This window comes from Anaeromyxobacter sp. K (genome assembly GCF_000020805.1).
GTDB lineage: Bacteria > Myxococcota > Myxococcia > Myxococcales > Anaeromyxobacteraceae > Anaeromyxobacter > Anaeromyxobacter dehalogenans.
The window spans coordinates 2,314,464-2,335,328 of the sequence record NC_011145.1; the positions used below are offsets into that span (position 1 = coordinate 2,314,464).

The 20,865-nt window shown below is 74.9% G+C and carries 19 protein-coding genes; 12 read left to right on the forward strand and 7 right to left on the reverse strand.

The annotated features are described in order from the left end of the window. Positions 1-2: 2 nt before the first annotated feature. Positions 3-1,754 (reverse strand): ATP-binding protein, encoded by a 1,752-nt coding sequence (locus ANAEK_RS10330; protein ID WP_232288423.1) that lies wholly within the window; start codon positions 1,752-1,754, stop codon positions 3-5. 154 nt (positions 1,755-1,908) lie between these two features. Further along, positions 1,909-2,298 (reverse strand): hypothetical protein, encoded by a 390-nt coding sequence (locus ANAEK_RS10335; RefSeq protein ID WP_012526088.1) that lies wholly within the window; start codon positions 2,296-2,298, stop codon positions 1,909-1,911. A gap of 54 nt (positions 2,299-2,352) precedes the next feature. On the opposite strand from ANAEK_RS10335, the gene ANAEK_RS10340 reads away from it, so the two are divergent. Further along, on the forward strand, positions 2,353-3,027 hold the full coding sequence (locus ANAEK_RS10340; protein ID WP_232288424.1) for an HAD family hydrolase: 675 nt from the start codon (positions 2,353-2,355) through the stop codon (positions 3,025-3,027). A 40-nt stretch (positions 3,028-3,067) separates the two neighbouring features. Further along, the gene (pheA, locus tag ANAEK_RS10345) at positions 3,068-3,901 is read left to right on the forward strand and encodes a prephenate dehydratase (RefSeq protein ID WP_012526090.1); all 834 of its coding nucleotides are present in this window, start codon (positions 3,068-3,070) and stop codon (positions 3,899-3,901) included. On the opposite strand, the gene ANAEK_RS10350 is transcribed toward pheA, so the two are convergent. The 3 genes from ANAEK_RS10350 to ANAEK_RS10360 are packed head-to-tail and all read right to left on the reverse strand — an operon-like array spanning position 3,898 to position 7,393. After that, positions 3,898-4,758, reverse strand: coding sequence for a homocysteine S-methyltransferase family protein (locus tag ANAEK_RS10350; protein WP_012526091.1), 861 nt, complete (start codon positions 4,756-4,758; stop codon positions 3,898-3,900). The genes pheA and ANAEK_RS10350 overlap by 4 nt on opposite strands. Continuing rightward, the gene (locus ANAEK_RS10355; RefSeq protein WP_012526092.1) at positions 4,755-6,014 is read right to left on the reverse strand and encodes a patatin-like phospholipase family protein; all 1,260 of its coding nucleotides are present in this window, start codon (positions 6,012-6,014) and stop codon (positions 4,755-4,757) included. The genes ANAEK_RS10350 and ANAEK_RS10355 overlap by 4 nt, the downstream gene beginning before the upstream one ends. Beyond that, a complete protein-coding gene (locus tag ANAEK_RS10360; RefSeq protein WP_012526093.1) occupies positions 6,011-7,393 on the reverse strand; it encodes an MBL fold metallo-hydrolase RNA specificity domain-containing protein in 1,383 nt (460 codons plus the stop codon). Before ANAEK_RS10360 ends, ANAEK_RS10355 begins: the two co-directional genes overlap by 4 nt. A gap of 91 nt (positions 7,394-7,484) precedes the next feature. On the opposite strand from ANAEK_RS10360, the gene ANAEK_RS10365 reads away from it, so the two are divergent. The 5 genes from ANAEK_RS10365 (at position 7,485) to ANAEK_RS10385 (ending at position 12,828) form a co-directional block, all read left to right on the forward strand. Further along, on the forward strand, positions 7,485-7,874 hold the full coding sequence (locus ANAEK_RS10365; protein WP_012526094.1) for a (deoxy)nucleoside triphosphate pyrophosphohydrolase: 390 nt from the start codon (positions 7,485-7,487) through the stop codon (positions 7,872-7,874). Between the two features lie 178 nt (positions 7,875-8,052). Further along, complete coding sequence (ftsH, locus tag ANAEK_RS10370; protein WP_012526095.1) at positions 8,053-10,170, forward strand: ATP-dependent zinc metalloprotease FtsH; 2,118 nt, start codon at positions 8,053-8,055, stop codon at positions 10,168-10,170. 15 nt (positions 10,171-10,185) lie between these two features. Continuing rightward, complete coding sequence (locus ANAEK_RS10375) at positions 10,186-10,413, forward strand: RNA polymerase sigma factor region1.1 domain-containing protein (protein ID WP_012526096.1); 228 nt, start codon at positions 10,186-10,188, stop codon at positions 10,411-10,413. A gap of 90 nt (positions 10,414-10,503) precedes the next feature. Then, the gene (locus ANAEK_RS10380; protein WP_012526097.1) at positions 10,504-11,142 is read left to right on the forward strand and encodes a nucleotide exchange factor GrpE; all 639 of its coding nucleotides are present in this window, start codon (positions 10,504-10,506) and stop codon (positions 11,140-11,142) included. A gap of 114 nt (positions 11,143-11,256) precedes the next feature. Further along, positions 11,257-12,828, forward strand: coding sequence for a trypsin-like peptidase domain-containing protein (locus tag ANAEK_RS10385; RefSeq protein ID WP_012526098.1), 1,572 nt, complete (start codon positions 11,257-11,259; stop codon positions 12,826-12,828). 66 nt (positions 12,829-12,894) lie between these two features. On the opposite strand, the gene ANAEK_RS10390 is transcribed toward ANAEK_RS10385, so the two are convergent. After that, positions 12,895-13,500: a DUF6066 family protein gene (locus ANAEK_RS10390; RefSeq protein ID WP_012526099.1), complete on the reverse strand. Its 606-nt coding sequence runs from the start codon at positions 13,498-13,500 to the stop codon at positions 12,895-12,897. A 203-nt stretch (positions 13,501-13,703) separates the two neighbouring features. Here ANAEK_RS10390 and ANAEK_RS10395 point away from each other — a divergent pair, with 203 nt between their 5' ends. From ANAEK_RS10395 to ANAEK_RS10405, 3 genes are all read left to right on the forward strand, one after another. After that, complete coding sequence (locus ANAEK_RS10395) at positions 13,704-14,075, forward strand: PilZ domain-containing protein (RefSeq protein ID WP_012526100.1); 372 nt, start codon at positions 13,704-13,706, stop codon at positions 14,073-14,075. A 93-nt stretch (positions 14,076-14,168) separates the two neighbouring features. Continuing rightward, positions 14,169-14,936 (forward strand): ABC transporter ATP-binding protein, encoded by a 768-nt coding sequence (locus ANAEK_RS10400; RefSeq protein ID WP_012526101.1) that lies wholly within the window; start codon positions 14,169-14,171, stop codon positions 14,934-14,936. After that, entirely contained in the window at positions 14,933-16,546 is a 1,614-nt protein-coding gene (locus ANAEK_RS10405) for a hypothetical protein (protein WP_012526102.1), read from the forward strand. Before ANAEK_RS10400 ends, ANAEK_RS10405 begins: the two co-directional genes overlap by 4 nt. A 52-nt stretch (positions 16,547-16,598) precedes the next feature. Here the strand turns inward: ANAEK_RS10405 and ANAEK_RS10410 are convergent, their stop codons facing one another. Then, a complete protein-coding gene (locus ANAEK_RS10410) occupies positions 16,599-18,125 on the reverse strand; it encodes a Glu/Leu/Phe/Val dehydrogenase (RefSeq protein WP_012526103.1) in 1,527 nt (508 codons plus the stop codon). Between the two features lie 321 nt (positions 18,126-18,446). Between ANAEK_RS10410 and ANAEK_RS10415 the strand changes: the two genes are divergently transcribed. Together ANAEK_RS10415 and ANAEK_RS10420 are read left to right on the forward strand one after the other, a co-directional pair. Beyond that, positions 18,447-19,034 carry a GNAT family N-acetyltransferase gene (locus ANAEK_RS10415; protein ID WP_012526104.1) on the forward strand — a complete coding sequence of 196 codons (588 nt, stop codon included), beginning with the start codon at positions 18,447-18,449 and terminating at the stop codon, positions 19,032-19,034. Between the two features lie 191 nt (positions 19,035-19,225). Next, positions 19,226-20,815: a multiheme c-type cytochrome gene (locus ANAEK_RS10420; RefSeq protein ID WP_012526105.1), complete on the forward strand. Its 1,590-nt coding sequence runs from the start codon at positions 19,226-19,228 to the stop codon at positions 20,813-20,815. The last annotated feature ends 50 nt before the right edge of the window (positions 20,816-20,865 follow it).

The following is a 20,865-nucleotide window of genomic DNA, read 5'->3' on the forward strand; positions in this document are numbered from 1 at the left end:
GTCTAGGCCTGCTCGCCGCCCCCGCGCGGCTTCCGCGGAAGCCAGACCGTGAACGTGGTCCCGTCCTCCTCGGAGGAGTGGACCTCCACGCGGCCGCCGTGCGCGTCGGCGATGCGCTCCACGATGAAGAGGCCCAGGCCCACGCTCCTCCCGGTCGGATCCGGCGCGGCCCGGCCGCCCGCCTCGAAGATCGTCCGGACGGTCTCGGCGGGGATGGGAGTGCCCTGGTTGTGCACCGAGAGCCGGACCTCCCCGTCCTCCGCGGCGATCCGGACCGCGACCGGCGTGCCGCGCGCCCCGTACTTGAGCGCGTTCGTCACCAGGTTCCCGATCACCTGCGCGATGCGGTCCGGGTCCCACTGCCCGTGCGTGTCGCCCGCGGCCTCCACCGAGATCGGGCGGTCGGGGTACGACGGCTCCAGCTCGTCCACCACCTGCTGGGCGACCTGGCGCAGATCGGCCGGGCGGGGCTGGACGGGGATGCCGCCGCCGAGGCGCGCGCGGGTGAGGTCGAGCAGGTCGCGGATGAGCCGGGCGGCGCGCTCCGCGGCGGAGCGGATGCGCGCGATCGACGCGACGTTCCGGTCGGAGAGGTCCTCGCGCGCGAGCAGCGACGACGCGCCCAGCAGGATCGCGTTCAGCGGGTTGCGCAGGTCGTGCGAGACGATCCCGATGAGCTGCTGCTCGAACGCCTGGGCCTGGCGGAGCCGCTGCTCGTCGCGCATGCGCCGGGTGGCGTCGCGGAAGAACACCGCCACGCCGCCGTCGGTCACCGGGTAGGCCGCCACCGCGGTCCACATGTCGAGCGGCTCGAAGTACGCCTCGAACTCGCGCGGCTCGCGCTCGTTCATGACCCGGTGGTACTCGACCCAGTACGCCGACTCCGGCCGCGCCAGCTCCGGCCAGACCTCCCAGAACACCCGGCCCAGCGTGGTGTCCCGGCTGCGCTGCGAGAGCCGCTCCTGGTTCCGGTTCACCCGGACGATCCGCCAGGCGCGATCCAGCTCCAGGAACGCGTCGCCGAGCTCGAGCAGCTCGTCGGCGTGCCGCAGGCGCTCCAGCGCGGTCTGGGCGTCGGTGACGTCGAGGCCGATCGACACGACGGCGGGATCCTCGGGCGCGCTCGCCCCCGCGAGCGCAAACGTCACGGTGTGGAACGTCCGCAGGCCGCGCGGGGTGTCGAGCGTCTCGCGCTGCTCCACGGTGGTGCCGCGCCCGGCGCGCGCGTCCGCCCCGGCCAGGCGGCGGGCCACCGCCGGGGGGAGGACGTCCTCGAACCTGCGGCCCAGCAGCTCCGCCTGCGGTCGCCCGAGCGCCTGGGCCGCGAAGCGGTTCACGAACCGGAACCGTCCCTCCCGGTCGCGCAGCACCAGGGCCGCGGGCGCGTGATCGGCGACCGCCCGCAGCCGCGCGTCCGCGCGCCGGGAGGCGCCCTCGCGCGCCTGGACGAACCGGCGCACCGACTCGGCGATGGCGGCCTTGAGCGCGGCCTCGAGCACGCGCAGGTCGGCGATCTCCGGCCGGAGCCCCTGCTCCTCGGCGAGCTCCAGGATCACGTCGCTGACGACGCCGTACTCCCAGACGAGCTGCACCACGTCCACCGGCATGGCCGCGCGCTGCTCTCCGTGCTCGGTCGCGACCGCCGCCACCCGCGGCGGCTCGGCCGGCGCGCTCGGCGCGGGCCCGTGGCGCAGCGCGTCGACCAGGGCGTCCAGGAGGGCCGGGAACGAGTCGAGCAGCTGCGGATCGGGCATCCGCGACTCGCGCAGCTCCCGGCGGGCGCGCTCCACGAAGCGCCGCGCGACCTCATCGCGGTGGGACTGGATCAGATCGGCAATGGGTGAGGGCGCGCGCGACACGGTCCGCTGGAGGATGCGGCAGCCGAAGACGCGCGGCAGCGCCGCCGCCTCATGCGGGCACCCCGGTCCCCTCCGGAGAGCGGAGCCCGAGCGGGAAGCCATCGAGGCCGGGCGCGCCAGCTTCATCCGGCTCCACGACCGTGGGCTCGCTCTCCTCGAGGTCGAGGCCGAACGCCGAGAGCAGCCGCGCCTGCTCGCGCGTGCCCGCCCGGAAGCGCACGCGCTTCTCGCGCCGGTGCTCGCGCACCCATCCGGCGAGGACGCACGCCGCGAACTCGCACGCCTCCTCGGCGTGCGCGAGGTCGATCACGAACGCGTCCGCTGCGGATTCGTCCATCTGGACCCGGAGCGCCCAGGCGGAGGCGCCGTCGAACGCGCCGTACACCGTGAGCACCTCCGCCGCCCCATCCGACCGCCGAACGATCGCCGCGCCCGTCATCGCGCACCGAAATTAGGCACGATCGTCGGGAGGGGATGGGGAATTTTCACTATGATGGCGGACGTGCCAGAACACCGCCGGATGGCGATCCTGTTCGATCTGGACGGGACGCTGGTCGACACCGTTCCGTTCATCCTCGCCTCCGTGCGCCACGCCTTCGACGGGTATGGGAGCTGCCCGACCGACGCCGAGTGGATCGCCGGGATCGGGACGCCGCTCCGCACCCAGCTCGCCTCGTTCGCCCGCTGCGCCGAGGACGTCGAGCCCTTGCTCGCGCGCTACCGCTCCTTCTGGATCGCGGAGCACGATCGCTGGACGCGCTGCTTCCCCTCGGCGCGCGAGACGGTGCTGACGCTCGCCGCCCGCGGCCATCCCCTCGGCGTGGTGACGGCCAAGAACGAGGAGGGCGCCTTCCGGACGCTCCGGCACGTGGGGCTGCTCGAGCGGATGGGGGCGGTCATCGGCGCGGACAGCTGCGCGCGCTCGAAGCCCGACCCCGAGCCGGTGCGGCTGGCGCTGTCGCGGCTCGGGGCCGAGGCGGACCGGGCGGTGATGGTGGGCGACTCGCCGCACGACCTGGCGGCCGGCCGCGCGGCGGGCGTGCGGACGGTGGCCGCGCTGTGGGGCGCCTGCACGCCGGCGGTGCTCCGCGCCGCCTCCCCCGATCACCTCCTCGAGGACATCGCGGCGCTCCCCGCGCTGCTCGAGGCCATCACCCGAGGTGAATGAGGCGGCGCCCCCGCGCCGTTCCGTGATAGGAGTCGCGAGCATGCGCGTCGGATACCTCGGTCCCCCGGGCACCTTCAGCGAGGAGGCGGTCGCGCGCTGCGAGGCGGTCCGCGGCGCGGAGGCGGTGCCGTTCCCCACCTTCGCCGACGCGCACGAGGCGCTGCTGCGCGGGGAGCTCGACGCGGCGCTGCTGCCCATCGAGAACTCCATCGAGGGCGCGGTGAGCGCGGTGCTCGATCTGCTCGTGCACCGGCCCGGCGCCCGCATCCGGGCCGAGCTGCTGCTGCAGGTCCGCCAGCACCTGCTGGCCCGGCCCGGCACGCGGCTGGAGCAGGTGCGGCGCGTGCTCTCGCACCCGCAGCCGCTCGGGCAGTGCGCCCGCTTCCTGCGGGCACGGCTGCCCGCGGCGGCGCTCGAGCCGGCGCTCTCGACCGCGGAGGCCGCGCGCAAGGTGGCCGCCGGCGAGCCGGACGCGGCGGCGCTCGGCCCGCGCCGCGCCGCCGAGCGCTACGGCCTCGAGGTGCTGGCGGAGAACGTCCAGGACTCGGACGAGAACGTGACGCGGTTCGTGCTGCTGGCGCGCGAGGACGCCCCGCCGAGCGGCGCCGACCGGACCAGCATCGCCTTCACGCTCGATCGCGACCGGCCGGGCGGGCTGTACGAGGTGATGGGCGAGTTCGCCCGCCGCGGGATCAACCTGTCCAAGATTGAGAGCCGGCCCACCAAGCAGGCCATGGGCCACTACGTGTTCTACCTGGACTTCGAGGGGCACCGCGCGGACCCCGCCGGCGCGAGCGCGCTCGAGGGCGTGCGCGAGCAGGTGCACGAGCTGCACCTCCTGGGCTCGTACCCGCGCACCGGCGCGCCGGTCTAGCCGGCCCGGGCGGCCGCGAGCAGCCGCCGCAGCGCCGCGAGGTGCCCGGGCCCGGCGCCGCAGCAGCCGCCGGCGACCCCCAGGCCCGCCTGGACGGCGGGGCGGAGCGCCTCCGCGAACGCGTCCGGCCCGAGCACCTCGCCGGGCAGCCCGGGGCTGGGCTTCGCCACGAACCGCACCGCCAGCCGCCGCGCGGCCCAGGCCGCGAGCGCGGCGAGCGCCGGTCCCGGCGGCACGCAGTTCACCCCCGCCGCCGCGGCGCCGGCGTCCGCCACCGCCTCGAGGAGCGCCTCGGCCGGCGTGCCGTCCGGCGCCGCGAGCCGGCCGGCCTCCGCGCGCAGCGCGAACGTCACCACCACCGGGAGGCCGGCGGCGCGCGCGGCGTCGAGCGCGAGCCGCGCCTCGGCGAGGTCCCACTGCGACTCGGCCCACAGCAGGTCCGCGCCGGCCGCCGCGAGCGCGCCCGCGGCGCGGGCGTACCGGGCGCGCACCGCCGCGCCGTCGGGGGGCGGCCGTCCGGGGCCGTACAGCGCGGTGGGCCCGAGGTCGCCGGCGACGCGCGCGCCGGGGGCGGCCCGGCGCGCGAGGCGCACCGCGGCGGCGCAGAGCGCGCCGACCCGGTCCGGCGGGACGAGCGGGTCGAGGCGCGGACCGGCCGCGTTGAACGTGCAGGTGAGCACCACCTGCGCGCCCGCCGCCGCGTGCGCGGCGTGGACCGCGGCGATCGCCTCGGGCCGCTCCAGCACCCAGGCCTCGGGCAGGGCGCCGGCGGGGAGGCCGCCGGCGAGGAGCGCGGTGCCCATGGCCCCGTCGAGCAGGGTGGGGCCGTCGAAGGGGCGCGGCGAGGCGGGCGTCATGCGGTGCGCGCGCCGGCGGCGACGGGCTCGGCGAAGAAGGCGAGCAGGGCGTCGCGGCTCTGCCGCGCGTCGGCGTGGCCGAGCGCGATGAGCTCGTCGGCGAACTCGCCGTCGAACAGGAGGAAGCTGGCGAGGTCGGCGGCGCCGTCCGCGGCGGCCTCCACGTCGGCGGCGGCCCGACGCAGCAGGCGCGCCGCCAGCGTGCCGGGGCGCAGGTGCCGGACCCGGCGGATGGCGTGCTCGTGCGCGAGCCGGCCGATGTCGCGGGACGGCCGGATCACCAGCTCGCGCACGCGGCGGAACGGCGCCGCCAGCTCGCGCGCGGAGAGCGCGGCGAGCTGCTCGGCGAACCCCGGGCCGAACACCTGCTCGGCGCGGTCCATCATCGCGTTCACGTGGCGGAGGCGGTCGATGTCGTAGTCGGCGTGATCGAGCAGCAGGGCGTTGAGCAGGCGCCCGAGCTGCGCCGCGGTGGTGGGCGCCTCCTCGGGGTGGAGCCGCGGCGCGCGGTCCGCCTCGCGCCCCTCGGCGCGGAGCGCGATCACGAGCACGCGGTCGGCGCCGAGGCGGAGCGCGGGCGCGAGCGGGGTGTTCTGGCGGACGCTGCCGTCCACGAACCAGGAGTCCTCGATGCGCACCGGGCGGAACAGCAGCGGGATCGCGCCCGAGGCGAGCGCGTGGGCGGGCCCGATGGCGCAGCCGCGGGCCTCGACGAGCGGGTCGCGGCTCCACGCCGGCAGCTCGCGCATGCTCTCCACGAACACGACCGCGCGGCCGGTGCCGAGGTCGGTGGCGCTCACGGTGAGCGCGCCGACGTGGCCGTCGCGCACGTTGCGGTGGAGGCGCGCCCAGTCGATCCGGTCGTGGACCAGGCGCGCCAGCGCCTCGGGGAACACGAAGTCGGAGAGGCGCCAGCTCAGGTGGCGCATCCGCGTGGCGCGGAGCTGGCGGACCACGTAGCCGGGCAGGGCGGCGAGGTTGAGGGCGCTCCAGTGGAACACCTGCTCCAGCTTGAGGCTGCGCCAGGCGGCGGCCAGCGCGGCCCCCTGCCGCTCGGGGACGTCCGCGGTCGACGCCATCACGCAGGCGTTCACCGCGCCGATGCTCGTCCCGGAGAGGACGTCGAAGCGCGGCTGGCGGCCGAGCTCGGGCGCGAGCTCCTCGCGCAGGTAGCGGACCACGCCGGCCTCGTAGGCGCCGCGGGCCCCGCCGCCGGACAGCACCAGCGCGGTGCGCCCCCCGCCCGCGGCCGTCACAGCCGGACCTCCTCGAGGTGCGAGGGGACGAGCGCGGCCCAGCCCAGCTCGTCCATGCGCGCCTTCGCCGCCGCGAGCGCGGTGGGCTCGCCGTGCACCAGGAACGTCCGGCGCGGCTGCGCCGGGAGCGTGGCGAGCCAGCGCCGGATCTCCGCCTCGTCGGCGTGCGCCGAGAACCCGCCCAGCGTCGCGACGCGCGCCTTCACCGGCACGTCCTCGCCATGGATGCGCAGCGTCTCGGCGCCGTTCTGCAGGCGCCAGCCGCGGGTGCCGCCGGCCTGGAAGCCCACCAGCAGCACCGTGTTGCGCGGGTCGGGGAGCCGGCGCGCGAGGTGGTGGAGGACGCGCCCGCCGGTGGCCATGCCCGAGGCCGACAGGATGACGCACGGGCCGCGCACGTCGTTGATGGCCTTCGACTGGTCCGGGCTGCGGCAGAACGTCAGCTTCGCGGGCCGGAGCGGCTCCTCGCCGGCGGCGATCCGCCGGAGGGTCTCGTCGTCGTGGTCCTCGCGGTGCGCGAGGTAGATCGGGGTCGCGTCCACCGCCATGGGCGAGTCCACGAACACCGGGATGGCCGGGATCTCTCCGCGGTCCTCCAGCTCACGGAGCGTGAACAGGATCTCCTGCGTGCGCCCCACCGCGAACGCCGGCACCACCAGCGCGCCGCCGGAGCGGACCACGGCGTGGACCTCGGCCGCGAGCGCGGCGGCGGGCGAGGCCGCCTCGTGGCGCCGGCCGGCGTAGGTGCTCTCCAGCACCAGCGCGTCGGCGGCGGGGCCGGGCTCGGGGTCCGGGAGGATGGGGGCGCCGTAGCGGCCCAGGTCCCCGCTGAACAGGATCCGCGCCCCGCGCGCGCCCCCGACGCTCAGCTCCACCAGCGCGCTGCCCAGGATGTGGCCGGCCCGGTGGAAGCGGATGGTCACGCCGGGCGCGATCTGGCGGGGCTCGGCGTACCGGAGCGGCGCCAGCCGGGGCAGCACGGCGAGCGCGTCCTGCTCGGTGTAGAGCGGGAGGGCGGGCGCATGCTTCGAGTAGCCCTTCCGGTTCGCGTAGCGGGCCTCCTCTTCCTGGAGCCTCCCCGAGTCGGGGAGGAGCAGGCCGGCCAGGTCGCCGGTGGCCGGGGTGCAGTGGACCGGCCCGCGGAAGCCCTGGCGCGCCAGCAGCGGCAGCGCCCCGCTGTGGTCCACGTGCGCGTGCGTCAGGACCACCGCGGCCAGGTCTCGGGGCGAGACCGGCCAGGGGGCGCGGTTGCGGAGGCGCAGCTCCTTGTGGCCCTGGAACAGGCCCGCGTCGACCAGGACCCGGACCGAGCCGGTCTCCACCAGGAACCGAGAGCCCGTCACCGTGCCGGCCGCGCCGAGGAAGCGGATGGACGTCATCGTGAGCGAATTCTACAATCCCTGGACGCGCGCGGCGCGGCCCTCCCGCGCGCGGTGGGCACCACGGGACCGCAGACGGAGCGTTCACGACATGCGCCGGAAGATCCGCGTGGTGGGAGCGATGATCGAGCAGGACGCGCGCTACCTCATCACCCAGCGCCCGCCCACCGCCTCGCTGCCGCTGCTGTGGGAGTTCCCCGGCGGGCGCGTCGAGGCGGGCGAGACCGATCCCGCCGCGCTGGCGCGCGAGCTCGCGGAGGAGATGGGCATCGGCGTCGAGGTCGGCGGCCGCGTGATCCACGTGGAGCACGCGTACGAGGCCTACGACATCGACTTCTGCGTCTACCGCTGCCGCCTGGTCCGCGGGCCCATCCAGCACATCCGGGTGCACGACCACCGCTGGGTCCGGCCCGACGAGCTCGATCAGTACGAGTTCCCGCCGGCCGACGAGAAGAGCATCGCGAAGCTGCTCGGCCTGTAGGCCGGCCCGCCCCGGCCGCCCGCGCCGCGCCGCCCGCATGGGCGCGCAGGCTCCCGCTCCGCCTGACCCGACCGCAGGCCCCCACCGGCGAGCAGCCTGCCGGGGCCTTCCGCGCTTACCCGGATTGCCCGATCCCCGGACGTGCGCAGATTGCCTGCGAAGGGGGCAGGAGGCCTCGGTGTCCGCAGACGAGAAGAAGGGCCACGGGCAGCGCAGCGAGCGGGGGCGCGGGCCGGGCGGTCCTGGCACCCAGCCCCGGATCCCGCTGGCCTCGCCGGCGGCGTGGCTGGTCCTCATCGCGCTCGCCATCTTCCTGTTCCGCGCGTTCCAGGACGTGGGCGTGCGGCGCATCCCATACTCGCAGTTCAAGGAGATGGTGCGCCAGAGCGCGTTCGAGCGCGTCGTGATCGGGCCGGACTGGGTCCGTGGCGTGCCGAAGCCGGTGGAGGCCGGCGCGGCGCAGGGCGGGGGCGCGCAGCCGCAGCAGGCGCAGGGCGACGGTGAGCGCAACGGCCAGGCGCTGCCGTACGTCGCGACCCGCATCCCGGGCGGCGGCGACGACCTGGTGCAGGCGGTGGAGAAGGCGGGCGTGCCCTACGACGCGGTGGCCGGAGGCGGCATGGGCGACCTGTTCTGGGTCTGGATCGCGCCGATCGCGATCGGGCTGCTGTTCTGGGCCTGGGTGATGCGGCGCATGTCCGGGCAGCTCGGGCAGGGGCCGCCGGGGGTGATGGCGTTCGGGAAGTCGCGGGCCCGCATCCACATGGAGCCGGACACCGGCGTCACGTTCCAGGACGCGGCCGGCATCGACGAGGCGGTGGAGGAGCTGCAGGAGATCGTCGAGTTCCTGAAGACGCCGGAGAAGTACCGGCGGCTCGGCGGCCGGATCCCGAAGGGCGTGCTGCTGGTCGGGCCTCCCGGCACCGGCAAGACGCTGCTCGCGCGCGCCACCGCGGGCGAGGCCGGCGTGCCGTTCTTCTCGCTCTCCGGCTCGGAGTTCGTGGAGATGTTCGTGGGCGTGGGCGCGGCGCGCGTGCGCGACCTGTTCGCGCAGGCCACGCAGAAGGCGCCCTGCATCGTGTTCATCGACGAGCTGGACGCGCTCGGCAAGTCGCGCAACGCCGGCATCATGGGCGGGCACGACGAGCGCGAGCAGACGCTGAACCAGCTCCTCGCCGAGATGGACGGCTTCGACGCGCGCGCCGGCCTCATCATCATGGGCGCCACCAACCGGCCGGAGATCCTCGATCCGGCGCTGCTGCGCCCGGGCCGCTTCGATCGCCAGGTGCTGGTGGACCGGCCCGACAAGCGCGGCCGCGAGCAGATCCTCCGGATCCACGCGCGCAACGTGAAGCTCGGGCCGGACGTGGACCTCCGCTCGGTGGCCGCGCGCACCCCCGGGTTCGCCGGCGCCGACCTCGCCAACGTGGTGAACGAGGCCGCGCTGCTGGCCGCGCGCCGCAACAAGAACCACGTGACCCGCGCCGAGTTCGAGGAGGCCATCGAGCGGGTGGTGGCGGGCCTCGAGAAGAAGAGCCGGCGCATCAACGAGCGCGAGAAGGAGATCGTCGCGTTCCACGAGGCCGGGCACGCGCTGGTGTCCTGGATGCTGCCGTTCGCGGACCGCGTCTCGAAGGTCTCGATCATCCCGCGCGGCCTGGGGGCGCTGGGCTACACGCTCCAGCTCCCGCTCGAGGACCGGTACCTGCTTACCCGCAGCGAGCTGCGCGACCGGATGGCGGGCCTGATGGGCGGGCGCGTCGCCGAGGAGGAGGTGTTCGGCGAGCCGTCCACCGGCGCCTCGAACGACCTGCAGCACGCCACCGCGGTGGCCCGGATGATGGTGCGCGACTACGGCATGAGCCCGGCGCTCGGGCCGGTGTCGCTGGGCGACCAGAACGGCCCGAGCTTCCTGGGGGTGAAGGGGTTCGAGGCCCGGTCGTACTCCGACCACACCGCGCTGGCGGTCGATCGCGAGGTCCAGGCGCTGGTGGAGGAGGCGCAGGATCGCGCGCGGACGGTGGTGCGCGAGCACCGCGAGCGGCTCGACGCGCTCGCGGCGCGCCTGCTCACGATCGAGGTGGTCGAGGAGGACGAGATCACGCGCCTGTGGGGGCCGAAGGTGGTGCGGCCCGGGACGATCGAGGGGCGCGGCCACGAGGAGTCGCCGCCCGAGACGCCGAACCGTCCGGTCGCGGCCTCGGCGGACGCGAGCGCGGGCTTCGGGAGGTCGGGGCCGCAGCCGCCGCAGGCGCTCGCGCGCCACGCCGGCGGCGACCCGGATCCCGAATCGTGAGGAGGCGTCGCGGCGGTGAGGCACGGGAGCGAGAGCCACGAGGCGCGCAAGGCGCTCTTCCAGATCGGGATCCGGCGGGGCAGCCTGACCATCGCCGAGATCGACCGGGCGCTGCCGCCCGGCAGCCTCTCGCCGGCGGAGCGCTGGCTGCTGTTCTACAGCCTGCGCGCGGCCGGGGTGGACATCCGCGACGAGCGTGGCGAGCAGGTGGACGCGCTGCCCGGCGAGCCCCCACCGCCCTGAGGGCGGGTGCCGCAGGCTCGGGCGCCCCCGGGCCCTTGCTCGTTTGACACGACCTTTCCGCTGGTTAGCTTGCCTGCCGGAGGTCGTGACATGGCAGACGAACGCCGCGACACCTCTGCGCCGGGCGCGGAGGGTCAGGTGAAGGTGGTGGATCGACGCCGGTTCCGGCAGGACGGGGAGCCCCTCGACCCGCCCGGCGCCGGCGCGCCGCCGGAGGAGGAGGGTGGGCCGCCCCCGGCCGCGGCCGTGGAGGCGCGCCTCGCCGAGCAGGCGGCCCGCATCGACGAGCTGACGCGCGCGTACGCCGCCCTGGTCGAGGACAACAAGGCCTTCCGGCAGCGCCTCGAGCGCGAGCGGACCCGCGTCGTGGACGCCGAGCGGGCCGCGGTGGCGCAGACGCTGCTCGAGGCCACCGACGACCTGGAGCGCGCCCTCGCGGCCGCGTCCGCGCCCGGTGAGCCCACCGACGAGCGCCTGGGGCACCTGCTGGAGGGCGTGCGCCTTTCACTGAGCGTGCTGCATCGACGCATCGCCGCGCTCGGGGCGGAGCGGATCCCGACGCTGGGGCAGCCGTTCGACCCGCACGTGGCCGAGGCGGTGGACACGGTGCCGGTCGGCGATGCGTCGCAGGACGGCGTGGTGGTGCAGGAGATCCGCGCCGGATATCGCGTCGGCGAGCGCGTGCTCCGCCCCGCCAGGGTCCGCGTGGGGAAGGTGGCGCGCGCGTGATGCCGCGCCCCACGCCGTGCCCGCCGGGCGCCGGCGCGGGGAATAGAATCCGGGCCCGAGCGTCCTTGGAACGTGACTGACCGTCTCTACATGACCAACCCCAGGAGAGGGGCCATGCGCCTCATCACCCGAATCGTCACCGTCTCTCTCGCAGCCGCAGCGATCTTCGCGTGCACGCGGGACGGCAGCGCGGCGACCGCATCCGCCGCGCCCGCGGCGGCGCCGGCCCAGCTGTTCCGCGACGCCGCGGCGGCCGCGCCCGGCCCCGAGGCCGCCATCCCGGTGCAGACCTCGCTCGCGCCGCTCATCGACAAGCTCCGCCCGGCGGTGGTGAACATCTCCACCACCACCGTCACCAAGCACCCGCGCGTCCAGCGCGGCCCACGCGGCCAGAACCCGCACGGCGGCGGCACGCCGGACGAGGGCTTCGAGGACTTCTTCGAGCGCTACTTCGGCCGCCCCGCGCCGGAGATGCCCGAGGAGTTCAAGGGCTCGTCGCTCGGCTCCGGGTTCCTGCTCAACACCGAGGGCTACATCCTCACCAACAACCACGTGGTGAAGGACGCCACCGACATCCGCGTGCGCCTCTCGGACGACCGCGAGTTCGGCGCCAGGATCGTCGGCCGCGATCCGCTCACCGACGTGGCGCTCATCCAGCTCGTGAACCCTCCGAAGAACCTGCCGACGGTGGTGCTCGGCGACTCCGACGCGCTCCGCCAGGGCGACTTCGTGCTCGCGCTGGGCAGCCCGTTCGGCCTGCGCGACACGGCCACGCTCGGCATCGTGTCGGCGAAGCACCGCCCCGGCATCAACCCCGGCGGCACCTACGACGACTTCATCCAGACCGACGCCGCCATCAACCCCGGCAACTCGGGCGGCCCGCTGTTCAACCTCCGCGGCGAGGTGGTCGGCATCAACACCGCCATCGTGTCGCCGCAGATCGGCCAGGGCATCGGCTTCGCGGTGCCCATCAACATGGCGAAGGCGCTGCTGCCGCAGCTCAAGGAGAAGGGCAAGGTCACGCGCGGCTTCCTGGGCGTGTCGGTGTCCGACCTCTCGCCGGATCTCATCCAGGGCTTCGGCCTGCAGTCCGGCACCAAGGGCGCGCTGGTCCAGAACGTGGTCCCGCGCTCGCCGGCCGACAAGGCGGGGCTGCAGCCCGGCGACGTGGTCGTCGCGCTGAACGACAAGACGGTCGAGACCGCCGGCGCGCTCACCCGCGGCGTCGCGCTGGTCGCGCCGGGCCAGACCGCGAACCTGACCGTGCTGCGCGGCGGCCAGAAGAAGCAGTTCGCGGTGAAGGTCGTGCAGCGGCCCGAGGACGGGGAGGCCGTCGGCCGCAACGAGCAGGGCGGCGGCGACGAAGGCGGCGGGCAGGGCGCCCGCGATCAGTCGCCGAAGCTCGGCGTCTCGATCGCGCCCATCACCCCGGACGTCGCGCGCCAGTTCGGCGTCGAGCCGGGCGAGGGCGTGGTGGTGGTGGACGTCACCGAAGGTGGCCCGGCCGATCGCGCCGGCATCCGCCGCGGCGACGTCATCCTCGAGGCGAACCGCCAGAAGGTGGCGCGGCCGGAGGACATGCGGTCGGCGGTGGCGAAGCTGAAGGAGGGCGACATGGCGCTTCTGCGCGTTCGCCGCGGCGACGCCGCCGTGTTCATCGCGGTGCCGGTGGGCGGCGGCAAGTAGCCGGCACCCCCGCGATCGCTCCCGCGCCGCCCTCCGGATCCGGGGGGCGGCGCGGTCGTGCGGGGCTCAGAACACCTTCGAGGCGATGGGCGCGCCGGTGCGGGCGTCCAGCACGCGCACCGCGAGGAAGCGCGCGGCGACGCCCTCGTAGCTGCCCGCCTCGCCCTTGCGCTTCAGCTTCCACGGCTTCTCGGGCCGGAAGACGATCTCGAGCTCGATCGCGCCGGTGCGGAACGGGCTCTCGAACTCCATCTCCATCGTGCCGTCGGGCAGCGTGCCCTGGATCGGCAGGAGCCCGACCAGCGGGTGGCCCTGCGCGTCCTGGCGCAGCGGCGCGCCGTGCGTCAGCGCCACGCCGCCGCCGTCCACGAACGGCGTGAGCAGCAGCAGGAACCGGCCGTCGCCGCGCACCTCGGGCTTCACCAGCGGCGCCGCGTCCTGCACCCGGACCGCGAACGTCTTCCCGTCGGCGCTGCGGCGGGTCGCGGCGACGTTCGCCTCGCAGGTGCGCCGCTCGTAGACGTCCACGCAGTGGCCCACGTAGCGGACCAGGAACGGCTCGAGCGCGTCGAGCCGCTCGGCGGCGCGCGCGACGGCGTCGAAGTCCGCGGCGCGGGCGGGGGCCTGCGCGAGCGCGGCGGCCAGGAGGACGGAGCCCAGGAGTGCACGCATGTCGATGACCTCGGTGGCGGGGAGGGGGACGGGGGTGCTGCGGGCCCGCCGAGGGGCCGCGAGTGTACCGTGTCGCGGGTACCCCGAAGGAACCCAGTGATCCCGCGCAGGTGGGACCCGTAGCGGGGCAGGTGAGCGCAGGTGCTCTTCTTGACTACATCGCCCCACCACCGTAGGCTCTGCTCCGTTCCGAGGAGGACGGGATGCTCTGGAGCCGGCGAGAGGCGCAGAAGGTGGTGGCGGCGGCGGGACCGGATCGGCGCGCGGCGCCGCGGCTCGACAAGGTGTTCCGCGTGTACCTCGAGGGCGAGACCGGCTGCGGCCTGGGGATCGCCCGGAACATCTCCGAGGGCGGCCTGTTCGTGGAGACCCGCTCCCCGCAGCCGATCGGCTCGCAGGTGCGGATCACGTTCCCCTCCGAGAACGGCGACATGATCGCGGTGGCGGAGGTGCGGTACGTCTGCCACCTGCTCGGGCGCGGCACGGGCGCGCGGGGTCCGCTCACCATGCGCGGCATGGGCATGCGGTTCCTGTACTTCGAGCTGGACGCAGCCGTCCCCTCCCTCCTGCAGTGAGGCGCGGGGTGCGCGCCCGCGCGCCCCTCCGGTTCACCGTCCGTGGCCGGCGGCGCCTTGCCGCCCCCCGGTCGCCGTGTTACCCGGACCGGGATGCTCGCCATCGAGACGCACGGGCTCACCCGGCTGTTCGACGGGCGGCCGGCGGTCCAGGATCTCTCGCTCGCCGTCCCGGCCGGCGCCTTCTACGGCTTCCTCGGGCCCAACGGCGCGGGGAAGAGCACCACCATCAAGATGCTGACCGGCCTGCTCGCGCCCACCTCCGGGCGGGCCGCCGTGCTGGGGACGGACCTCGCGCGGGATCCGCTCACCGTGAAGCGGCAGGTGGGGGTGGTGCCGGACGGGCTCGGGCTGTTCGAGCGCCTCACCGGCGCGGAGCAGCTCCGCATCCACGGCCAGCTCTACGGCCTGCCGCGCGCCGAGGCGGCCCGGCGCGCCGACGAGCTGCTCGGGGCGCTCGAGCTCGCGGACCAGGCCGGGAAGCTGGTGGGCGAGTACAGCCACGGCATGAAGAAGAAGCTCGCGCTGGGCTGCGCGCTCATCCACGGCCCGCGCCTGCTGTTCCTCGACGAGCCGTTCGAGGGCATCGACGCGGTGGCGGTCTCGGGGATCCGCGGCCTGCTGCAGGACCTGGTGGCGCGCGGGGCCATGACGATCTTCCTCACCAGCCACGTGCTCGAGGTGGTGGAGCGGCTGGTCACGCACGTCGGCATCGTGCGCGAGGGACGGCTCGTGGCGCAGGGGACGCTGGAGGAGGTGCGCGGCGCGGCGGAGACGCTCGAGGAGGTCTTCATCCGCACCGTCGGCGAGGAGCGGCCGCGGCCCGGGCTGTCCTGGCTGGGCGAGGGCGGCGCCGCGTGAGCGCGGGCGGACCGCTGCGCGCGCTGGCCGAGCTCCGGCTGCGGATCCTCTGGCGGCGGCTGCGCGGCGGCTCGGGCGTGCCGGAGCTGGTGGCGCGCATCGCGACCTTCGCGTTCGCGATCCCGGCCGGCCTGGTCTTCGCAGGCCTCACCGGCGCCGGCGCGTACCAGGCGGCGCGGGCCGGGCCGGGCCTGCGCTCGTCGATCCCGGTGGCGGCGCTCTACTTCGGCGTGTGGCAGACCTGGATGGCGGTGTCGCTCTCGGTCTCGGACCGCTCGCAGCTCGACCTGCGCCGCTTCCTCGTCTACCCGCTGCCGCCGGCCCGGGCCTACGGCTACGGGCTGGCCGCGTCGGTCCTGGGCGACCCGTTCACCTGGTGCTGGTGCCTGCTGCTGGCCGGCGCGTTCGCGGGCGCCGCGCTGGCGCGGCCGGGAGCGTGGCTGCTGCTGCTCGCGCTGGTGAGCCTCGGCTTCGTGGCGGCCACCGCGGCCATGGCCGCGCTGGTGCAGGAGCTCCTGGGCCGGCTGCTGCGCGGGCGACGGGTGCGCGAGCTCGGCATCGCGGCGATCTACCTCGGCCTGGCGTTCCTGCTGCTGTCCTCGAGCGGCGGCCCGCGGCCCGGGGTGTTCCAGGCCATCCGGGCGCTGGCCCGGTTCCGCTGGCTGGCCTACCCCGCGGCGCTGGCGAGCGAGGCGGGCGCGGCGCTGTTCACCGCGCGCAGCGGCGCGGCGCTCCCCTGGATCGCGGCGCTGCTCGCCGCGGGTGCGCTCTCCGGCTGGGCGGCCTACCGGCTCGCGCTCGCCGACGCGCGCTCGGGCGGGGAGGGTGCCGGCGGGGCGGCGCGCGCGGCCGGGCGCGGGTGGCGGCTCCCCGGCCGGCTCGCGCCGCTCGTCGAGAAGGAGCTGAAGTACCTGGCGCGCCACCCGCTCGCCACCGTGCTCGCGCTCATCGTCCCGGCGCTCTCGGCGTTCTTCGGCTGGAAGGTGGCGCCGCACCTGCCGGCGGACGCGGGGGAGGTGGTGCGCCTCCTGCCGCTGGTGGGGCTGGCGGTCTACACGCACCTCGCCACCGAGGTGTTCTGGCTGAACGCGTTCGGCGGCGACCGCGGCGGCGCGCGGGCGTGGTTCCTCGCCCCGGTCCGCCTCGAGGACGCGTTCGCCGCCAAGAACGCGGCGGTCTACGCGCTCGCCCTGACGCTGTTCGCCGCGAGCGCGGCCGCCCTGATCGGCACCGCCGGTCTGCCGCCGGCGTGGGCTATCGCGGCCGCGGTGACGCTGCACGCGGGCAGCGCGCCGTGGTTCCTGGCGGCCGGCAACGTGGTCTCGGTGCTGGTGCCGCGGGCGGCCTCGACCTCGATCCAGCGCGGCGGCCGGCTCTCGCCGCTCACCGCGCTCGCAGGGATGGCGCTCGTCTCGGCCGTGAGCGCCGTGTTCGCGCTGCCGGTCCTGGCGGCGCTGCGCCTCGAGTCGCCCTGGCTGGTGGCGGCGTCCTGGGCCGTGCTGGGCGCGCTCGGCTTCTGGCTGTACCGCTGGGCGCTGCCGCGGACCGCGCGCCTGCTGTCGGCGCGGCGCGAGGCGCTGCTCGCGGCGGTGGCGGGGGACGAGGAGTGACCCGCCCGCTCCCGCGGACGCGCCGGGGGAGCGGGCAGGGCGGGGCAGGGCGCTACTGCGAGAAGCCCTCCAGCAGGTAGTGCGCCTCGATGCGCTTCAGCGCGAGCACCATGGCGGCGGTGCGCACGTCCACCTGCTGGCCGACGCAGTACGGCCGCGAGTCGTAGAGCGGCGTGCGCTGCGGGCGGTTCAGCGAGATGTCGCGGATGATGGCGTAGTTCTTCTTGATGGCCTGCTCGAGGCGGGCGTTCACCTCGGCCTCCGACCAGTGCTCGAGGCGCTGGTTCTGCAGCCACTCGTAGTACGAGACGGTCACGCCGCCCGCGTTGCAGATGATGTCGGGGATGACCTCGATCTTGCGCGAGGCGAGCACGCGGTCGCCCTCGCGCGTGGTCGGGCCGTTCGCGGCCTCGGCCACGAGGCGCACCTTGAGCCGCTCCGCGACCGGGCCGTCGATCTCCTCGCCGAGCGCGGCCGGGATGCAGATGTCGGCGTCCACGCCCCAGAAGTCGTCCTTGGAGATGGCGGTGCCGCCGGTGAACCCGGCCACCGTCTTCTTCAGGTTCTTCGGGTTCTGGTGGACGTGCTGGGCCAGCGCATGGACGTCGAGGCCCGCGTCGGCGTGGATGGTGCCGAACGCGTCGTTCACCGCGACGATCTTCGCGCCCATGGCGGCGAGGATCTCGGCCGCGTTCGAGCCCACGTTGCCGAAGCCCTGCACGATGACGCGCGCGCCCTTCAGGTCGAACTTGTGCTCGCGCGCCCACTCCTCGATGCAGTAGACGACGCCCTGGCCGGTGGCGCGGACGCGCCCCTCCGAGCCGCCGATGCGCACGTCCTTGCCGGTGACCACGCCGCGGAGGCGGTGGTGCTCGCGCTCACCGTCCGTGAACTGGCGCATCATCATCGCCATGATCTCGCCGTTCGTGTTCACGTCCGGCGCCGGGATGTCGATGTAGGGCCCGATGAGCCCCTTCATCTTGTAGATGAAGCGCAGCGTGAGGTGCTCGATCTCCTCCTTCGAGTAGTTGAAGGGGTCGATCTTGATGCCGCCCTTGGCGCCGCCGAACGGGATCTCGGCGATGGCCGTCTTCCACGTCATGTCGGCCGCGAGCGTCTTGAACAGGTCGAGCGAGACGTCCTTGTGGTAGCGGATGCCGCCCTTGTACGGCCCGCGGACCTGGTTGTGCTGGATCCGGTACGCCTTGAACTTCTTCGGCCCGCCCTTCTCGATCCGGAAGAAGCCCTTGCCCGGGATGTTCATCACGCCCGAGCGCATGGTGATGTCCGCCTTGAGCAGCGCGCGGCGGTGCAGGACGTAGTTCCCGTTCGCGAGCGGCTCGAACGCGTCCGCCGCCTTGACGTCGGACGCGGGGAGATCGCGGAACTTCGCCTGCTCCTCCGGCGACAGCGGGACCAGCCGGTCCCTCGTCTCGACGGTGACGTAGAAGATGTGCTCGAAGTCCGGCTCCTCCAGCTCCATGCGGACGCGCGGGTCCATCTTGATGAGGTCCGCGGCCCGGTGAAACGTCTCCATCGCCTCGTCGTAGAAGCTCGTCTTCCCGTTGCGTCCGGCCATGTCGGTGATTGCCTCGCGTCGTGAGGGAGTTCCGAAGGCGGGCGAATGGTAGCCTTCGATTCCCCGTTAATCAATGTTCCGTCTTGCCCGAAAACGCCAGTGCTTACGCGGTGATGTCGTCAAGCGTCGGCTCGCCTGCCAGCCCTGCTCACCCCCGGCGGAGGGACTTTCGGCGCGCGGAATCTAGCAGCCCGCCGCGCCGGTTCCTGCGCCCCTTGTGAAGGGCGCCCATGCCGCAGCGCGGCGCGACCACCCGCACGCATCGCGAAGGCGCGACGACGTGGCCGGCGCGGGCGGCGCCGCGGCGCCTAGGATCGCGCCATGGCCGTGCCCACGCTGGAGACCGCGCGCCTGCTGCTCCGCCCCCTGGAGCTCTCCGACGCCGTGCAGGTCCAGGCGCTGTTCCCGCGATGGGAGATCGTGCGGTACATGGCCGCCGTCGTCCCGTGGCCGTACCCGCCCGACGGGGCGCTCACGTTCTTCCGCGACGTGGCGCTGCCGGCGGTGGCGCGCGGAGAGGCCTGGCACTGGACCATCCGACGGAAGGAAGCGCCCGGCCGGCTGATCGGCGTGATCAACCTGAACGCCGGGAAGGACGAGCACCGCGGCTTCTGGATCGGGGTGCCGTGGCAGGGGCGTGGCTACGCGACCGAGGCGTGTGCGGCGGTGACGGCGTACTGGTTCGAGGTGCTCGGGTTCCCGGTGCTCCGCGTCGGGAAGGCGGCGGCGAACGCGCCCTCGCGGCGCATCTCCGAGCGCTCCGGGATGCGGTGCGTCGGGGTGGAGGAGCGCGCGTTCGTGTCGGGCAGGCTGCCGGCCGAGGTGTGGGAGCTCACCGCGGCCGAGTGGCGGCGGCGACACCGCGGCCGGGCTCACCGCGCGGCGTCGCGTGGCCGCCGCGGCGCGTGACGGTGCAGGCGGAACGTTGGCGCACCGAAGGATCGGTTCGGGGTACCCAAATCGCGGTGCCGCCGAGGGGGGCTGATCGCGCAAGGGCGCGAGAGCACGAGGTGCAGGTGCTGGCAGGCGGCTTGCTCTCGTGGCGCGCGCCGCGCGGCGACCGCCGCGCGCCAACCTCGAACGCGCATCCGAGAGGATCCATGCACCCACGCCGCCTCGTGCTGCTCGCCGCCCTCTGCCTCGCCCCCGCCGCGCTCGCCGCGTCGCGGGCCGCGAAGCCGGCCGCGAAGCCCGCCTCCACCGCCCGCCCCGCCGCGCTCTCCGCGCGCTCGCAGGCCTGCCTCGACTGCCACGCCGACGCGAACGCCGGCATCGTCGAGCAGTGGCACGAGAGCGCCCACGCGAAGAAGGGCGTGGGGTGCCTCGAGTGCCACCAGGCCGCGAAGGGCGAGGCCGACGCGTTCGAGCACAACGGCGAGCTGGTCGCGACCATCGTCACGCCGCGCGACTGCGCCCGCTGCCACGCCACCGAGAGCGCCGAGTTCGGCAAGAGCCACCACGCCAAGGCCGGCAACATCCTCGCCTCGCTCGACAACCAGATCGCCGAGACGATCGAGGGCGCCCGCGAGCCGTTCGCGCCGTTCGCCCCGTCGGCGGCCGGAGCCGCGGCCGGCCCGGTGAACGGGCTCGCCAGCGCGCAGGCCGGCTGCCAGCAGTGCCACGGCAACAAGACGGCGCTGAAGGCGAGGACCGGCGCGCCCATCACGGTGGACGACCTGAAGCCCGGCCCGGACGGCAAGCCCACCCGGCCCGAGGTGCTGGCCCGCGTCCTGCGGGACGCCGAGGGCAAGCCGGAGTTCGTGGAGGGCACCTGGCCCAACACCGGCATCGGCCGGGTCAACCTGGACGGCTCGCTCGGCTCCTGCGCCGCCTGCCACAGCCGCCACGACTTCTCCGCCCGGCGCGCGCGCCAGCCGGAGGCGTGCGGTACCTGCCACCTCGGCCCGGACCACCCGCAGAAGGAGATCTACGAGTCCTCCAAGCACGGCGTCGCCTACCGCGACGCGCGCGAGCGGATGAACCTCGACGGCAAGAGCTGGGTGCTCGGCAAGGACTACGCGGCCGCGCCGACCTGCGCCACCTGCCACATGTCCGCGAACGTGAACGGCGGCAAGGTCACGCACGATCCGGGCGAGCGGCTCTCCTGGACGAACCGCCCGCCGGTCTCGCTCCCGATGGACACCGACGCGGAGCACCGGGTGGTCACCGCGTCCGACCCGGCCCGCCGGAAGGCCGCCGTGGTGGACACCGCCGCGCAGAAGCGCGACCGCATGAAGACGGCGTGCAACGTGTGCCACGCGACCTCCACGGTGGACGCGGCGTACCGGCAGTACGACGACCTCGTCGCGCTCTACAACGAGAAGTTCGCGAAGCCCGGCCAGGCGCTCATGGACGCGCTGTACGCGCAGGGGATCCTGACGCGCACGCCGTTCGACGAGAAGATCGAGTGGGAGTGGTTCGAGCTGCACCACCACGAGGGCCGCCGCGCGCGCCACGGCGCCGCCATGATGTCGCCCGACTACGCCCACTGGCACGGGATGTACGAGGTCGCGAAGCGCTTCTACGAGGGCGTGGTCCCCGAGGCGCGCGAGGCCATCGCGCACGCCGAGGCGGCCGGCCGCAGGACGCAGGCCCGCGCCGCCACCGCGGTGCTCGAGGGGATCCTCGCCCGCCCCGAGCACGCCTGGTACCTGCAGGAGAAGGCGTCGCGGGTGCAGGCTGCCCCGTAGGCGCGACGGTCGCGCCCCGTCCTGGCTGCCGGCGGCGTCCGCGCGGACGC

Excerpts from the sequence above, each read along its gene's own strand:
- ANAEK_RS10330 (WP_232288423.1), bottom strand. The coding sequence starts at position 1,754 with ATGCCCGATCCGCAGCTGCTCGACTCGTTCCCGGCCCTCCTGGACGCC.
- ANAEK_RS10335 (WP_012526088.1), bottom strand. The coding sequence starts at position 2,298 with ATGACGGGCGCGGCGATCGTTCGGCGGTCGGATGGGGCGGCGGAGGTG.
- ANAEK_RS10340 (WP_232288424.1), top strand. The coding sequence starts at position 2,353 with ATGGCGGACGTGCCAGAACACCGCCGGATGGCGATCCTGTTCGATCTG.
- pheA (WP_012526090.1), top strand. The coding sequence starts at position 3,068 with ATGCGCGTCGGATACCTCGGTCCCCCGGGCACCTTCAGCGAGGAGGCG.
- ANAEK_RS10350 (WP_012526091.1), bottom strand. The coding sequence starts at position 4,758 with ATGACGCCCGCCTCGCCGCGCCCCTTCGACGGCCCCACCCTGCTCGAC.
- ANAEK_RS10360 (WP_012526093.1), bottom strand. The coding sequence starts at position 7,393 with ATGACGTCCATCCGCTTCCTCGGCGCGGCCGGCACGGTGACGGGCTCT.
- ANAEK_RS10365 (WP_012526094.1), top strand. The coding sequence starts at position 7,485 with ATGCGCCGGAAGATCCGCGTGGTGGGAGCGATGATCGAGCAGGACGCG.
- ANAEK_RS10380 (WP_012526097.1), top strand. The coding sequence starts at position 10,504 with ATGGCAGACGAACGCCGCGACACCTCTGCGCCGGGCGCGGAGGGTCAG.
- ANAEK_RS10385 (WP_012526098.1), top strand. The coding sequence starts at position 11,257 with ATGCGCCTCATCACCCGAATCGTCACCGTCTCTCTCGCAGCCGCAGCG.
- ANAEK_RS10390 (WP_012526099.1), bottom strand. The coding sequence starts at position 13,500 with ATGCGTGCACTCCTGGGCTCCGTCCTCCTGGCCGCCGCGCTCGCGCAG.
- ANAEK_RS10395 (WP_012526100.1), top strand. The coding sequence starts at position 13,704 with ATGCTCTGGAGCCGGCGAGAGGCGCAGAAGGTGGTGGCGGCGGCGGGA.
- ANAEK_RS10400 (WP_012526101.1), top strand. The coding sequence starts at position 14,169 with ATGCTCGCCATCGAGACGCACGGGCTCACCCGGCTGTTCGACGGGCGG.
- ANAEK_RS10410 (WP_012526103.1), bottom strand. The coding sequence starts at position 18,125 with ATGGCCGGACGCAACGGGAAGACGAGCTTCTACGACGAGGCGATGGAG.
- ANAEK_RS10415 (WP_012526104.1), top strand. The coding sequence starts at position 18,447 with ATGGCCGTGCCCACGCTGGAGACCGCGCGCCTGCTGCTCCGCCCCCTG.
- ANAEK_RS10420 (WP_012526105.1), top strand. The coding sequence starts at position 19,226 with ATGCACCCACGCCGCCTCGTGCTGCTCGCCGCCCTCTGCCTCGCCCCC.